The organism is Bacteroidota bacterium, from assembly GCA_020402865.1.
GTDB lineage: Bacteria > Bacteroidota > Bacteroidia > Palsa-965 > Palsa-965.
Genome location: JADBYT010000008.1, coordinates 1 through 14,916 on the forward strand (window position 1 = coordinate 1; position 14,916 = coordinate 14,916).

Consider the following 14,916-nt stretch of genomic DNA (forward strand, 5'->3'; position numbering starts at 1 on the left):
GCAGCGAACAACCAATCACAGTGAGCGCAGCGAACAACCAATCACAGTGAGCGCAGCGAACAACCAATCACAGTGAGCGCAGCGAACAACCAATCACAGTGAGCGCAGCGAACAACCAATCACAGTGAGCGCGGCGAACAATCAATCACAGTGAGCGCAGCGAACAATCAATCACAAAGCGAATAAAAAACAGATCACATGGATCCGATCTTCAAAAAACTCAACGTAAAATCCCAACCCGAACTCCTCGTCCTCAACGCCCCGGACAGCTTCCGCACACACATCGAAGCGATGAACGAATTCACCCCCATCCGCGAAAAACTCGCAGGAATAAAATCGCTTCAATTCGCCCTCGCATTCGTTACCAAACAAACCGAAATCGACCAGCTCATTCCCAAACTCGCACAGTTGCTCGATGGCGATGGAATGATCTGGTTTGCCTATCCCAAAGGCACTTCTAAACGCTACAAATGTGATTTTAACCGCGACACCGGCTGGAACAGCGTGGGCGATCAAGGCTTCGAACCGGTACGCATGGTAGCTATCGACGAAGACTGGTCGGCCCTACGATTCCGCCGTGTCGAACACATTAAGGTGATGACACGCGGCAAAAAAATTACATTCACCGAAGAAGGTAAAAAGCGCATCAATAAATAAACCGCATCCGTTTGTACTCACACATTCACATACTGATCAAAAAAAACGGGCGATGAAAATTCATCGCCCGTTTTGCTTATACTGTTTTCGTATTAGAAGTGCCAGAGATCATGCTCATACACAAAGATGTCGTTCTTAATACGCTCCGACTCAAACAAGGCATCAAGACCTTGTGTGTAGCCACGGATGGTACGGTCAAACACGTTGGTTTCTTTGTGAATGTAGCTCTGGAACATACGCTTCCAGAAAATATCGTCGAGTGAACGGCGCTCGGCATCAGACTTGGTGTTGTACACCTCGCTGCGGGCAAATACCGGACGGCACTGCGGGAAGTAAACCCAGAAAAGGGCCTTGTAACCTACCACCTCGCCGCTCGACGGGTCTTTCTTTTCCTGAAGGGGACACAAACCAAGGATGCGCACATCCATCACCGAACGCTGTTTATCGAAGAACCAGTCTTCTTTAATCCAGTAGGCCTTTACATCAATCGAGGTAAGTTCCGTACGAACCGGCGAAATAATGTAAGTGCCCGGGTTGTTCGGGTCTTCAGTTTGCTGTGTCGAGTCAACCTGCACGAAAAGATCCTGCAGCTGGGCTTTCGACATTTTCACCTGAAACTCATCGTCAAGTGCCGCATTGTCGAAGGCAAAGATATCGCCATCAAGCAGTGCCTTTTTGATTACGTCAAACAGGCTTTTGCGGTTGTTGATCGGTGTTTCAGGATAGTACAGCGGGTGGTTGAACTTCTCACGAAGTTCAATGGTACGCCATACGCGCTTCGACCACATCACATCAGCCTCGCGGAGATGGGTGTAAGGAATCGGGCGGCGGTTGATCGTATTTTCCTTGTTGTAGATCTGATCAGGGAAAGTAGGATCAAGTACCTGAGCATGACCGATCTGCGCAAAAAATGCTGCGGCAACAATCAGTAACAAAGCAAACTTGATGGTTCTCATGATGAATCCTCCTTCAGAAGATTGTTTACTTCACTTTAATATTCACACCAGGGATTTTACGGAGCGATCCGTCGGGGCCCTGAACCGTAATCTGTTCAAAGAACACTTTCCCGCCGGGCTTCGCGCTGGCAAGAAGTGTTTTCATTTCTGGTGTTAGCGCCGGACCGTTGGCTTTTTTATCCACGAATACGCCGTTTACGTTCATCGACATCACGAACGATACCACTTTGAACGAAAGGTCGAAATCGAAGTTTTCCATACGGGCAAAGATACCGCTGGCTGCATTGAGCTCACCTTTGTTCATCTGTCCGTCGCCTTTGATGTTGCCGAGGTAAGCTACCGGATCCGGTACACGCTTAATACGGAACTCGAAGCTACCCATCGACTTGCTGGCGCCGTTCAGTTTGGCGTTTACGCTGATGGTTGCTTTTGCACCTTGTGATACACGTACAATATAATCACCCGGCTTACCGGCAGAGGTAATTGTTCCGCCTGTCATTGAAGGTGTAATATCGCTGGGAGCCACACCGGCAGCTGAAATACTAACCGGATTGTCCACACCAATGTAAAACACGTTCATTTTGGTGGGTGATACCGCAGCCGAAGGCGCAGCTACCATGTACTCCGATTTGAACGGATACGAAGAGTAAGTGCCATCGGGCTTTTTCACACGGATAAGACCTGACCACTGCTGCAAACCGGTTGAACCGGCGCTCACTTCGTAAAGGCTCATGCCGTCAGCACCAGGCTTCACGGTAGTTGAGTCAATCGGACCAATAGGCTTGCCGGTTACAGTATCCACTTTGCACAGCCATACAGACGGAGCCTGTGTGGAGTTGTAAGCAGCTACAAGGATGTTGGCGGTGTATTTCTCACCGGTAAGTACATAGCTTGTAGGAGCAATTACACGTGCAGCCACAGCATCAAATTTGAAGTCGTTTTTGTTGATTGAGCTGAGAAGCTCGTTCACCACGTCGCCTTCGGTATTTTTGATGTCATTCTGAATACGTGCAAGGTTGGCAAGCATGGCCGATACGGGCATGTGGTAGAAATTGTACCATTCCCACGAAACCATTTTCTCGTTATCCTTTGAATACTGATCGGGCGTATCAAGAATGCTCAGGTTTTTACCAATTGAAGCTTTGGCCTTTTCATCAAGCTGCCCCAGCAGAAACTTCTTGTATTCAGCAAGTTTCTTTTTGAGCACGGCAGAAGGCTTGGTCGCTTCAATTGAGGCCGGATCATCACCAATCATAAAATTGGTGGGGATATCATAATCATCGGGCTTGGTAAGCCACTTCGCACGCAGCGTATCACCGGATTTAATCTTAGCCGGATCTTTATCGCCGGGAGCAAGACCGAATTCAACCTGAGCTTTAAGCTCTGCTTTAAGATCCTGAATGTATTTGAAGAGCTTGTTCGCTTCTTCTTTTACCTTCATGGCTTTGTCGTAAAGCGGTTTGGCCTTCTTTTCATCGTTAGCCATGGCTGAAGCAAACTGCTGATAAAGCAGACCGTTCTTGCCGTCAATACCACGGTTGGTATTAACCAGACCTTCTTCAATTACGATGAAGGAGTTGATAATCTCTTTCGAGATATTAAGCGCGAGAAGCGCGGTCAGCACGAGATACATCATGCCGATCATCTTCTGACGCGGAGTTTGTTTTCCACCTGCCATTGCTGTAAACCTCCTTGGTTACGTTTGACGTTTAGTTGGTTACAGCCGCAATTAGCGGCGAACATTCATTGCGGTGAGCATATTGCCGTACACGGTATTCAACTGCTCGAGGTTTGTAGCGAGCGTGTTGATTTCCTGACGGTACTTCTGAGTATCGTCGAGTGATTCGTTGAGGTTGCTCAGTACACGGCCAATTCCTTCGTAAAGGGTGTTGGTGGCTTTGAGGTGCTCGTTCGAACCCTGCAGCTGAAGTTCGTAGGCTGCGTTGAGAGCCGACAGGTTCTTGGAAATTTTACCAAGCTGATCGTTGTAGTTCTGCGACTCCTCGTTGGCAAGTGCAAACGACTCAAGCGTTTTGGCTGCACGGCCATAAGCACCGGCAAGCTGATCAACTGAACTGCTCACGCTTTCGTTGGCGCGCTCATAAGCCTGAGACAACGCAGATACGGTGCCCGAAGCCTTGTTCATATTGTCAGAGAACTCTTTAGAAGCCACGCTGGCATCAGCAATTTCTCCAAGTTTCTGGGTGCTGTCGCTCAAACGCTGGAAGCCCTGACCAAGACTTTCGAGAAGCTCTGGTCCTATTTTCGCTTCTTCAAGCATCTTGTCTAACTGACCGGTGATTGAATCACCTTCTTTCGAAGCAGAAGCAAGTTCACGTCCACGTCCACCTTCCTCGTCATTAATTCCGGCAAGTTCAGGATAAACAAGCGTCCAGTCAACGTCTTCATGCAAAGGTTCAAATGCAGAGAAGAAGAAGATTACGGCCTCCGTTCCAAGTCCGATTACAAGCATAGGACCTGCAAAAGGCCAGTGCATGATTTTAAAGAGAGCTCCTACGATTACAACTGCTGCGCCAAAACCGTAAAGCTTGGCCATGAAGTTTTTCCACTTCTTACTTGCAAAGAGACTGTTACCGCTCATTGGTGTGCTTGTTTGTTTGGTTAAGGTTAAATATTAAACTATTTGGTAGAGGAGTGTGTCCGGTTTAGAGGGCGTCGTCTTTTGAACGACCAAGGAAAGTCATCACGCAGCGGAAACCCACATAACATTTTGCGGTATCCTGATATTCATAGGTGCGTGAGCTGTTCTGCAGATAGAATCCAACGTCTTTCCAGGAACCGCCGCGGATTACTTTGCGGCACAGTACAGGTACATTTTCATCCTGTACAGTGGTTTCGTACTCGTAGTTGGTGTTCAAATCGTGCATAAAGTCATAAGCAGACTCGTCGAAAGCGTTTGAGGTCCACTCAGCAGCATTACCCGCCATGCAATAGAAGCCCCAGTCGTTCGGGTTGTAAGCGAAGATATTTACAGTGTGGAAACCACCGTCGTCGATATACGAACCGCGCATCGGCTTAAAGTTACCGAGGAAGCAGCCACGGGCATTACGAATGTAAGGACCGCCCCAGGGATACGGGCTGAGCTGCAGACCACCACGTGAGGCGTATTCCCACTCTGCCTCGGTAGGCAAACGGAAATCCTGAACCGTAGCTTCGTCGTTGCTCGAAAGGAAGTTGTTGAGCAGCATGGTACGCCATACGCAGAACGCGCGGGCCTGACGCCAGGTTACTCCAACCACCGGATAATCGTCGTAAGCCGGGTGCCAGAAATACATGTTGGTCATCGGCTCGTTAAACGAATAGGTGAAATCGTGAATCCAGGCAAGTGTGTCGGGATATACGTTAATGATATCCTTAATAATGAACACACTGCGATCAAGACCGGATTTACCATTTACAGTATAGCTTCCCTGTCCGGTAGGCCACTGACGGCCGTTCTGGCCGGGGGTGGTTTTGGGGACAAAACGGTTTGCCTTCTTGGCAGCCGTTTTCAGGTCGATACGGTAATACTCATAAATGAGTTTACGCGTATCAATTTCCTTGCGGCCCCAGAAACGCTCGTTGGCAGGAAGATACATGGGATCAAGGGCTTCCTTGTATTCCACGGTGGTTTCACCCCAGTCCACTTTTTCGGCACGGTTCAGCGGCGGCGGATCAGGATAATCATCGCCAATGTAAACAGGGCCATTGTCTTCATAGCCACGGAAATCTTCTTCGAGAATGAGGAATTCCTCAAACTCCTCGGAGAGCAGACGACGGGCGATGGAGTCCCTTACATCATATACAAACTGACGATACTCGTTGTTCGAGATCTCAGTCTGATCCATGTAAAACGCCTGCAATGAGATCGTTTTGGACTTAGTGGTGTGTGCATACGGAATGTCCTCATCGCTGGGGCCCATGTTGTAGCTGCCCATCGGGCAATACAGCATTCCATACGGGTCGAACGGATACCATCCCGGACGATCTTGTACGCCCATCAGCTGTCCATTCTCCGTATTACACGAAGATGCAACAAGCATCGTTATCGAACCCAGAAACAATAGTCGTTTCATTTTGCCTCCTTTAGTTTCCCTTTGTAAAGTAGTTTCCTTTTCAGGTGTTCCTTTATTAAAAACGCTGGCAACGTTTCCCAAATTGCCCTCATCATGCAGAAAATCATCATGTGCCTCCACATGATGACTTCTACATATATGAAATCGTTTTTACGAAGATAATGTCTTTTTGTTACTTAATGGTTAGTTTCCGATCAGGCGCCCAAATTAATCAAAGATTCGGACAGAACCATGACCCTCACGAACTGTTTTGATAACGATCGGGATACAATAGTTTACAAACAGCTCGAAAGAACCATTATTATAGTCATTCAGGCGTGAAGTAGTAAAATCGTATGCAAAACCGATTTTCAAACCTGCATCCGGGTTATCACCCACCTGCTTCTGAAAACCAATCATCGGGCATATCGCATCCTGGAAACGGTAAGAAAGACCACCCCAGAACTGATTGTTATATACCATAAGTGCATTAATATCGAACTGAGTAACCGTAGCGTCTGATTTCACGAGGAAAGACGGACGGAGTTCCCAGTTGCCAAGCGGGAAGTTCATACCACCGGTGAGGAAGTAGTGACGGGCCAGCTTGTAAGCGAGTGAGTGAGGTGTTGTACCAATAGTTACGCTTCCGTCGTCAATAGTCGAAGCCGGGAGGTGGGTGGATGAAGCGCCGAACCACATGTTCTGGCGCTGGAACCAGATACCAAAGCCCATATCGAAATTGGTTTTCTTGATCAGCGGGGGGATAGAGCCGTCCTGCTGCCAGTTGGTAGTGGCCAGCCACTGCTGACTTGAGCCCTGCGGGCCTACGCGTTTGCTGAGCGCGCCCAGTTCGAGACCGATGCCGAGGGTGCTTCCGCCATTCTCATAACCGCCTTTAATCGGAATATGGAATGAATAAGCTGCACGGTAAGCCATATTCTGCTCGAAACCGAGCTTATCATACATTACGTTAAGGGCAACGCCGCCTCTAAGTTTCGGCAGGAACATGTCGCCGGAAAATACACCACTCTGGGGTGAACCGTCAAAACCGGCCCACTGCTGGCGGGCAATACCCGAGAAACAGAGTGCATGACGGATGCCGGCGTAGCCCGGGTTCATGAACATTTTATTAAACATGAACTGGGTAAACTGCGGATCCTGCTGCGCCGAGGCAGTGAGTGCAAATACCGCAAATGCAAGCGTAGTAAGGGTTTTCTTCATAGGTCGCAAGTGTTTTGCCACACGTTTTCCTGTGTTAATAGTACTCAGGCGGTGGCTAAGATAGTTATTCGTTTTGATTATCCAAGTATTTTTCAACGTTTCCATGTTCGTTTTTCTTTCCGGGGTTCGGTTTTCAACTCAGCTTTTGAAAAGTCTGCCACCAGCGGTCGGGCATTTCCTCGCTGCAGGCCACTTCGTAGTCATTGTAACTGCACGGCACCAGCGCATGCCGTTCGAAACGTAATTTCTGATTGGGCGGATAGGGCACCTCCATCCACCAGCGGTCGCTGCGGGAGCTTTTGTAAAACACAATTTCGTGCTTGTGATCCTTCAGGAAAACCCTGAAACGGGTGTAATCGGTTTTGTCGGTAAACGGGAAATCCTGTTTCCGGTTATAAAAGCCATCGGCAAAGCACCATACCATTTGCGCGGCGAGGTGAGCGGTCTGGCCGCGAAAATCAAATGCCGGGTTTATTTCGTAGATGCCAAACGAGCTGAGCTTATCGCTGATACCGGCATACCGGGCCAGGCGGCAGGCTTCATCGCCGGTAAAGCCGTTGGGGGTGGCATTGGCGTTGCCGGGTGCTTCGCCCAAACGCACCGCACCCATATCAAAGCTGATCAGATCGGCATTGCGGATTACCGGTTCGGCCAGTTCGGGGGCGCTGCGCACCTGCCCGAGGCGGTGCACATCGAAATTCAATTTACCCATCAGCTCCACCGACGATTGTTCGACGAAATAGGTCTGGTAGCCGAGGTTGCTGAAATTGAACAGGAAATTGGGCTGGTGCAGAATAATCCGGCTCAGGTACGAACTGCTGTTCAGTTCATCACCCGAATCACCGATATCGAACATGGGATCAATGGCCAGCAGGTTTACCGTTTGCTCAATGGCTTCGTAGGCCAGATATTGGGCGTAGGTTAAATCCTGTCCCCCGCCAAGAATAATGGGAATGATATTTTGCCGGAGCAGTGCCCCCATTACGGTTTTCAGGGCGTAATCGGTATCGGCCGGTGTATGCCCGGCATTGATATTGCCGAGGTCAATCATGTGCAGCGGCCAGTGGCCGGCATGCAGGCGGTAGAGGTATTCGCGTACCGTATCGGGCGCCATTGAACAGCCGTCGTTGCCCGGTGTGCGGCGGCCTTCGCATACACCAATGAGCGCCATTTTTGCGCCTTCGTGTGTGGGGTAGCCGTTTTCGGAGGTATGAATACGCATCAGACTTCCGAACTGGGAGGCCTGATAAGGCCGCCCGCCCGAGATCCGTTCAAAATCGACCGGCGTGAAAAAGTCTGAATAGTCTGTAGCGATTGACATGAGATGCTGTTCTGATGGTTATAACACAAAGATGGAGAAAAGATACAGCCCGCCGGGTTGGCGGGCTGTATGAGATATTGTAAACCGGATGTTGAAAACGTGTGCGGCTACTTCTTTGTGGCCTTTTTAGCTGCTTTTTTAGCTGGCGCTGCCTTCTTTGCGGCCGGGGCTTTCTTTTTTGCGGCCGGGGCTTTTTTCTCCTTCACTTTTTCGGCCGATGCTTTTTTTGCGGCGGCTTTACGCTGGGCGGGTGAAGGATTTTTATCCTGCTCGGCAGCCATTGCCAGACATTCATCCAGACTCAGAATCTTCGGATCGGTATTCTTGGGCAGTTTGTAGTTGCTTTTGCCGATGGCCAGATACGGGCCCCAGCGGCCGTTGAGCAGGCGCACATCTTCGCGGCCTTCCTCACGGAACACTTTAATTTCCTTCTCCGCATCGGCTTTACGCTTGGCCTCAATCAGCTCAATAGCGCGTTCCTCGGTAATCGACATCGGATCGTCGCCTTTCGGGATGGATACAAATGCGCTGTTGTGTACAATGTACGGACCAAAGCGGCCGATATTGGCTTTCATTTCCTTGCCTTCAAACAAGCCCACAACACGCGGCAGCTTAAACAGGTCGAGCGCCTCTTCCACGGTAATTGTTTCCAGGCGCTGATCTTTGCGCAGGCTGGCAAACTTTTTCTCCGGGTCGTCGCTCTCGCCAATTTGCACCAGCGCGCCATAGCGGCCTACACGGGCATACATGTTTTTGCCGCTCTGCGGATCGGTGCCCAGCAAACGTTCGCCGCTGGCGCGCTCCGATGTTTCGGCAGTTTCCTCCACATCCTTGTGGAACGGACGGTAAAACTGATCGAGCATTTTGCGCCAGTCCATTTTCCCCTCTGCAATTTCATCAAACTCCTCCTCCACCGATGCGGTGAAATTGTAGTCCATGATTTTCGGAAAATACTGCTGCAAAAAGTCGGTTACCACCATACCGATATCGGTGGGGAAAAGTTTGGCTTTTTCGGCACCGGTGGTTTCTGTTTTGGTTTCGGAAGTAATCTGCCCTTTTTCGAGCGTAATTACTTCATAGCCGCGCTCACGCCCTTCACGGTCTTCTTTCACCACATACTCGCGGTCCTGCACGGTTGAAATGGTTGGCGCGTAGGTAGAAGGACGGCCAATGCCAAGTTCTTCGAGCTTTTTCACCAGGCTGGCTTCCGTGTAGCGGGCGGGGGCATGGGTAAAACGCTGTGTGGCCGCAATGTGCCGGGCATTGAGCGTTTCGCCCTCGCGCAGTGCGGGCAGCATGCCTTCCTGTTTTTCTTCGCCTTCCTCGTCGGTGCCTTCCATATATACTTTCAGAAAACCGTCGAACTTGAGCACTTCGCCCTGCGCGGTGAAGGTTTCTGAGGTGGTTGAAATGGTAATTACCGCAGTAGTCTTTTCGAGTTCGGCATCGGCCATTTGCGAGGCCACCGTGCGTTTCCAGATCAGGTCGTAGAGGCGTTGCTCGTCGCGCTCACCGTCAATCGTACTGTTTTCGAGGTATGTGGGGCGTATGGCTTCGTGTGCTTCCTGCGCGCCTTTGCTTTTGTTTTTGTAACGGCGCGGATTAGAATATTTCTCCCCGTAATTGCGTCCGATCATGCCGGCCGCCGCATCCATGGCAAGGTCCGAAAGGTTTACTGAGTCGGTACGCATGTAAGTAATTTTACCGCTTTCGTAAAGGCGCTGGGCCACGGTCATGGTGCGCTTTACCGAGAAGCCTAATTTGCGGCTGGCTTCCTGCTGCAGCGTGGATGTGGTAAACGGTGCGGCGGGCGAACGGCGTGCAGGCTTTGTTTCGAGACTGCTTACGGTAAACTGCGCATTGCGGCATTTTTCGAGAAATGCCTGTGCAGCTGCTGCATTGCTGAAACGTGTGCCCAGTTCGGCCTTCATGCTTTGGCCGTTTACATCGAAAATAGCAGTAACGCGAAATGCCGAAGTGCTTTCAAAGCCGATAATTTCACGTTCGCGCTCCACAATGAGACGCACGGCCACACTTTGCACACGGCCGGCCGAGAGTGAGGGTTTTACTTTCTTCCACAAAATGGGCGAAAGCTCAAAACCCACCAGCCTGTCGAGCACACGGCGGGCCTGCTGCGCATCAACCAGATGCAGATCAATGGTGCGCGGTTGTTCGATGGCTTTGAGAATGGCCGGCTTGGTAATTTCATGAAATACAATGCGGCGCGTATTATCCTGCCTGAGTTTAAGTGTTTCAAACAAATGCCATGAAATGGCTTCTCCTTCGCGGTCCTCATCAGTTGCGAGCCACACAACCTCGGCGTCTTTGGCCAGCTTGCGAAGCTCAGACACTACTTTTTCCTTGTCGGGCGATACTTCGTAATGCGGTGTAAATCCCTTTTCGGTATCCACCGCAAGTCCTTTCTTCACCAGATCACGCACATGGCCAAAGCTCGACTTCACTAAAAAATCCTTGCCCAGAAAGCCTTCTATGGTTTTGGCTTTCGCAGGCGACTCCACAATTACAAGATTCTTTGCCATACAAAATGTGTTACTTAAACATTCAACAAATTAGTGCCCCGGATTTCAGCCGGGGGGTGCAAAGAAAAACAAAGCAAAACCAAAATTGCAAATCTGATCCCTCACTTATTTCCTGTTTTTACCCCCCTTTACTACGTAAAGCCCCGCAAATAATTTTTTTTACACCTTAACTGACATTTTGGCAGATCGGGTATTTTTCCCTACTTTTGCACCCCTTCTCCGTTTTTCCGGGAAGCGCAAAAAAATGAACGAAGTAGAAAAAGTGATCGACGAAACCCGCCAGGGTGAAGCACTCATGCTCGACGGCCAGGCCGAAACCGGAACACGCAAGCTGTTTCTGGAAAGTTATGGCTGCCAGATGAATTTTTCTGACAGTGAAATTGTGGCGTCAATCCTGAAAGATCAGGGCTACACCACCACAAAAGACTATACCGAGGCGGATGTAATTTTTGTAAACACCTGCGCCATCCGCGAAAACGCCGAACAGCGCGTGCGCAACCGCCTGAGCGAGTTTAAAGCCGCCAAGCGAAACAAGCCCGACATGGTGGTGGGCGTACTTGGCTGCATGGCCGAGCGACTCAAGCATAAATTCCTCGACGAGGAAAAGATTGTGGACATTGTGGTGGGGCCGGATGCTTACCGCGATTTGCCCAACCTGATCAGCAAAGTGGAAGGCGGACATAAGGCAGTGAACGTGATCCTCTCGAAGGAAGAAACCTACGCCGATATTACCCCTGTGCGCCTTGACAGCAACGGCGTTTCCGCCTTCATCAGCATTATGCGCGGGTGCGACAACATGTGCTCGTTTTGCGTAGTGCCGTTCACCCGTGGCCGCGAACGCTCACGCGACCCTGAAAGCATTGTGGCAGAAGCCCGCGATCTTTTTGCACGCGGCTACCGCGAGGTTACGCTGCTCGGTCAGAATGTGGACTCGTACCTCTGGGCCGGGGGCGGATTGAAAAAAGAAATTCTTACCGACGAACAGCGTGCCGCAGCTGTGAACTTTGCCCGACTGCTTGAAATGGTTGCCCTTGTGCATCCTGACCTGCGCATCCGTTTCAGTACTTCGCACCCGAAAGACATGACCGACGAGGTGCTGTACACGATGGCGAAGTACGACAACATTTGCAAATACATTCACCTGCCTGTGCAAAGCGGCAACAGCGAAGTGCTCGAGCGCATGAACCGCGGCTACTCACGCGAGTGGTACATCAGCCGCATCGAGTCCATCCGCCGCATCATGCCCGATTGCGCCATCAGCACCGATGTAATTACCGGTTTCTGCGGCGAAACCGAAGAGCAGCACCGCGAAACAGTTTCGCTCATGGAAATCGTGAAATACGATTTCGCATACATGTTTGCGTATTCCGAGCGCCCCAAAACCATGGCCGAGCGCCAGTTTGAGGATGATGTGCCGGAAGAAGTAAAAAAACGCCGCCTTACCGAGATTATCGACATGCAGCAAATACATTCCGAGCAACGCACCAAAGCGCAGGTTGGAAAAGTGCACCGCGTACTCATCGAACACACCTCCAAACGCGACGAGGATAAATGGATGGGCCGCAACACACAGAACACCGTGGTGGTGTTTCCGAAAGGAAATCATAAGCCCGGTGAGTATGTGAATGTGCTGGTGGATCGCTGCACGAAGACGACGTTGATTGGAACGGTGGTGGAGTGAAAACCAAACCAAAATGACACGTAACGAACTGAATAATCTAATCATTACAACACTCAAACCCTATCAGCCAAGTATGATAGGGCTCTTTGGTTCGTATGCACGCGGCGAGGAGCGTGAAGACAGTGATATTGACTTATTGATTGATATACGAATGCCCATCACGCTTTTTGATCTGATAAAACTGGAAGAGGAATTATCGAAAAAAACCGGAAAACGTTTTGATATTGTTACACTGGCTTCAATTCATAATTCCAGACTAAAAGAATATATTTTTAAAGACTTCCAATCACTGATATGACTATGAAGGATGATATGATTTATATTGAACATATCCTTGATGCGATTAACCAGATTCTTTTATATACAGAACAGGTTGAAAGGGATGACTTCCTGAATGATAGGATGCGACAGGATGCAGTAATAAGACAATTTGAGATAATGGGAGAGGCCACAAAAAATATTTCTTCAGACTTTACTGAACAGTATCCTTCAATTGAATGGCGATACATGGCAAAAATGAGAGATCGATTAATTCATAATTATTTTGGAGTGGATAAAAGAATTGTGTGGGAAACTGTTAAGTCTGATTTGCCCCGACTGCACAAGGAAATCACTAAACTATTGCCGGGTCAATTATGATATCGAATGTACAATAATCTCAATGCCTCAACAGACTTTACCTAATACAGCACGCTACGAACGATTTACAAAATGACCACACAGGAAATAAAACAACGTTTCGGCATTATCGGCAGCACTCCGCAGCTCGACCGTGCCATTGATATAGCCACGCAGGTGGCGCCAACTGATCTGAGTGTGCTGATTGTGGGTGAAAGCGGAACCGGTAAGGAAGTATTCCCGAAAATCATTCACCAGCTCAGCAGCCGCAAGCACGGGCAGTATATTGCCGTAAACTGCGGTGCCATTCCTGAAGGTACGATTGACTCGGAACTTTTCGGACACGAAAAAGGCTCGTTTACCGGCGCAACAGAAGCACGTAAGGGCTATTTTGAAGTGGCTGATGGCGGTACAATTTTTCTCGATGAAGTGGCAGAAATGCCGTTAGCCACACAGGCCCGTTTGCTGCGTGTGCTGGAAAGCGGCGAATTTATCCGTGTGGGTTCCTCGAAAGTGCAGAAAACCAATGTGCGCGTGGTGGCGGCCACCAACGTGAACATGATGGAAGCCATAAGCCGCAACAAATTCCGCGAAGATCTATACTACCGCCTCAGCACGGTGCCCATTTCGCTGCCTGCCCTGCGCGAGCGACGCGGCGATATTCATTTGCTGTTTCGCAAGTTTGCCAGCGACTTTGCCACCAAGTACCGCATGCCGGTAATCAAACTTCTGCCCGAAGCCGAACAGGCCTTAAGCAGTTACTACTGGCACGGCAATATCCGCCAGCTGAAGAACGTAACCGAACAGCTTTCCATCATCGAAAAAAACCGCGAGATTGATGCCGAAACGCTGAAGAAATACCTGCCCGATTACAAAACCTCGTCCTCTTCCCTGCCCGTGCTTTCGCGCCCCGAAGCCGGCGATCCGGCTGAACGCGATTTTCTTTACTCCATGATTCAGCAACTGAGTAAAGAACTCAACGAACTTAAAGCCATTACCGCACAACTCATTCAGGGCGGGCGAATTAATACTGATCTGGTGCAGCAAACACCGGGCATCCAAAAATACGTGGCCGAACTTCCTGCACCCGCACACACCCCTTCATTGATTTCAGACAATCCGGTGGTGATTCAGCATGCAAACAGCTGGACGCCTGCCAACGAGGATATTCTGCTGCACGAGGATGTGACGGAAGATTCATTATCCTTGCAGGACAAAGAAATTGAACTCATACGCCGTGCGCTGGAAAAGCACCGTGGCAAACGCAAAAGCGCAGCCCGTGAGCTTGGCATTTCGGAGCGCACGCTGTACCGGAAAATAAACGAATACGATATAAAAGGCTGATGCGCAGGCTTGGATTTTTTGTAGTGTTGTTGCTTACGCTGCTCGCATTTCAGGAGCAGAGTTGCGGCATTTACAGCTTTACCGGCGGCCGGAAGTTTGATGATTCAGTGACCGTTTCAGTGGCTACGTTTACCAATACAGCACCACTGGCAAAAGCCACCGTTCCACAAACCGTTTCGGAAGCCCTGCGCGACGCCATTCAGCGCCAGACACGCCTTACATTTGTACCCGGTAACGCCGATCTTGAATTTACAGGCGAAATTACCGGTTACTCCGTTGCGCCAGTTGCTATTCAGGGTGGCGGCCAGACCGATCAGGCCCAGTTAAACCGGCTAACCATTACGGTGAGCGTGAATTATGTGGACAAAATTGAAGAGCAATACAGTTTTGAAACCAATTTCAGCCGCTTTGCCGATTTCCCGGCCACAAGTACACTGAGTGCGGTAGAAGATCAGCTGATTAAGGAAATTACCGACCAGCTTATTCAGGACATCATGAACAGGTCGATAAACGCCTGGTAACC

At 49.8% G+C, this 14,916-nt stretch carries 13 protein-coding genes; 6 read left to right on the forward strand and 7 right to left on the reverse strand.

All coding sequences use genetic code 11. The features are described 5' to 3' along the window. Window positions 1-198 precede the first annotated feature (198 nt). Window positions 199-657 carry a hypothetical protein gene (locus IM638_05840; protein ID MCA6362538.1) on the forward strand — a complete coding sequence of 153 codons (459 nt, stop codon included), beginning with the start codon at window positions 199-201 and terminating at the stop codon, window positions 655-657. A gap of 92 nt (window positions 658-749) precedes the next feature. On the opposite strand, the gene gldN is transcribed toward IM638_05840, so the two are convergent. From gldN to topA, 7 genes are all read right to left on the reverse strand, one after another. Further along, complete coding sequence (gene gldN / locus IM638_05845; protein MCA6362539.1) at window positions 750-1,613, reverse strand: gliding motility protein GldN; 864 nt, start codon at window positions 1,611-1,613, stop codon at window positions 750-752. Between the two features lie 25 nt (window positions 1,614-1,638). Further along, complete coding sequence (gldM, locus tag IM638_05850; GenBank protein MCA6362540.1) at window positions 1,639-3,291, reverse strand: gliding motility protein GldM; 1,653 nt, start codon at window positions 3,289-3,291, stop codon at window positions 1,639-1,641. A 51-nt stretch (window positions 3,292-3,342) separates the two neighbouring features. Then, complete coding sequence (gldL, locus tag IM638_05855; protein ID MCA6362541.1) at window positions 3,343-4,170, reverse strand: gliding motility protein GldL; 828 nt, start codon at window positions 4,168-4,170, stop codon at window positions 3,343-3,345. A 109-nt stretch (window positions 4,171-4,279) separates the two neighbouring features. After that, window positions 4,280-5,689 (reverse strand): SUMF1/EgtB/PvdO family nonheme iron enzyme, encoded by a 1,410-nt coding sequence (locus IM638_05860; GenBank protein ID MCA6362542.1) that lies wholly within the window; start codon window positions 5,687-5,689, stop codon window positions 4,280-4,282. 207 nt (window positions 5,690-5,896) lie between these two features. Then, entirely contained in the window at window positions 5,897-6,889 is a 993-nt protein-coding gene (locus tag IM638_05865) for a type IX secretion system membrane protein PorP/SprF (protein MCA6362543.1), read from the reverse strand. Between the two features lie 133 nt (window positions 6,890-7,022). Beyond that, window positions 7,023-8,210 (reverse strand): formimidoylglutamase, encoded by a 1,188-nt coding sequence (locus tag IM638_05870; protein MCA6362544.1) that lies wholly within the window; start codon window positions 8,208-8,210, stop codon window positions 7,023-7,025. Between the two features lie 107 nt (window positions 8,211-8,317). Further along, window positions 8,318-10,750: a type I DNA topoisomerase gene (topA, locus tag IM638_05875; GenBank protein MCA6362545.1), complete on the reverse strand. Its 2,433-nt coding sequence runs from the start codon at window positions 10,748-10,750 to the stop codon at window positions 8,318-8,320. A 244-nt stretch (window positions 10,751-10,994) separates the two neighbouring features. On the opposite strand from topA, the gene miaB reads away from it, so the two are divergent. The 5 genes from miaB (at window position 10,995) to IM638_05900 (ending at window position 14,914) form a co-directional block, all read left to right on the forward strand. Further along, the gene (gene miaB / locus IM638_05880) at window positions 10,995-12,431 is read left to right on the forward strand and encodes a tRNA (N6-isopentenyl adenosine(37)-C2)-methylthiotransferase MiaB (GenBank protein ID MCA6362546.1); all 1,437 of its coding nucleotides are present in this window, start codon (window positions 10,995-10,997) and stop codon (window positions 12,429-12,431) included. Window positions 12,432-12,444: 13 nt separating this feature from the next. Beyond that, complete coding sequence (locus IM638_05885) at window positions 12,445-12,729, forward strand: nucleotidyltransferase domain-containing protein (protein MCA6362547.1); 285 nt, start codon at window positions 12,445-12,447, stop codon at window positions 12,727-12,729. A gap of 2 nt (window positions 12,730-12,731) precedes the next feature. Then, on the forward strand, window positions 12,732-13,070 hold the full coding sequence (locus IM638_05890) for a DUF86 domain-containing protein (protein MCA6362548.1): 339 nt from the start codon (window positions 12,732-12,734) through the stop codon (window positions 13,068-13,070). A gap of 72 nt (window positions 13,071-13,142) precedes the next feature. Continuing rightward, window positions 13,143-14,393, forward strand: coding sequence for a sigma-54-dependent Fis family transcriptional regulator (locus tag IM638_05895; GenBank protein MCA6362549.1), 1,251 nt, complete (start codon window positions 13,143-13,145; stop codon window positions 14,391-14,393). Beyond that, complete coding sequence (locus IM638_05900) at window positions 14,393-14,914, forward strand: LptE family protein (protein MCA6362550.1); 522 nt, start codon at window positions 14,393-14,395, stop codon at window positions 14,912-14,914. The genes IM638_05895 and IM638_05900 overlap by 1 nt, the downstream gene beginning before the upstream one ends. Window positions 14,915-14,916 lie beyond the last annotated feature (2 nt).

Excerpts from the sequence above, each read along its gene's own strand:
- IM638_05840 (MCA6362538.1), top strand. The coding sequence starts at position 199 with ATGGATCCGATCTTCAAAAAACTCAACGTAAAATCCCAACCCGAACTC.
- gldN (MCA6362539.1), bottom strand. The coding sequence starts at position 1,613 with ATGAGAACCATCAAGTTTGCTTTGTTACTGATTGTTGCCGCAGCATTT.
- gldM (MCA6362540.1), bottom strand. The coding sequence starts at position 3,291 with ATGGCAGGTGGAAAACAAACTCCGCGTCAGAAGATGATCGGCATGATG.
- gldL (MCA6362541.1), bottom strand. The coding sequence starts at position 4,170 with ATGGCCAAGCTTTACGGTTTTGGCGCAGCAGTTGTAATCGTAGGAGCT.
- IM638_05860 (MCA6362542.1), bottom strand. The coding sequence starts at position 5,689 with ATGAAACGACTATTGTTTCTGGGTTCGATAACGATGCTTGTTGCATCT.
- IM638_05865 (MCA6362543.1), bottom strand. The coding sequence starts at position 6,889 with ATGAAGAAAACCCTTACTACGCTTGCATTTGCGGTATTTGCACTCACT.
- IM638_05870 (MCA6362544.1), bottom strand. The coding sequence starts at position 8,210 with ATGTCAATCGCTACAGACTATTCAGACTTTTTCACGCCGGTCGATTTT.
- topA (MCA6362545.1), bottom strand. The coding sequence starts at position 10,750 with ATGGCAAAGAATCTTGTAATTGTGGAGTCGCCTGCGAAAGCCAAAACC.
- miaB (MCA6362546.1), top strand. The coding sequence starts at position 10,995 with ATGAACGAAGTAGAAAAAGTGATCGACGAAACCCGCCAGGGTGAAGCA.
- IM638_05885 (MCA6362547.1), top strand. The coding sequence starts at position 12,445 with ATGACACGTAACGAACTGAATAATCTAATCATTACAACACTCAAACCC.
- IM638_05890 (MCA6362548.1), top strand. The coding sequence starts at position 12,732 with ATGAAGGATGATATGATTTATATTGAACATATCCTTGATGCGATTAAC.
- IM638_05895 (MCA6362549.1), top strand. The coding sequence starts at position 13,143 with ATGACCACACAGGAAATAAAACAACGTTTCGGCATTATCGGCAGCACT.
- IM638_05900 (MCA6362550.1), top strand. The coding sequence starts at position 14,393 with ATGCGCAGGCTTGGATTTTTTGTAGTGTTGTTGCTTACGCTGCTCGCA.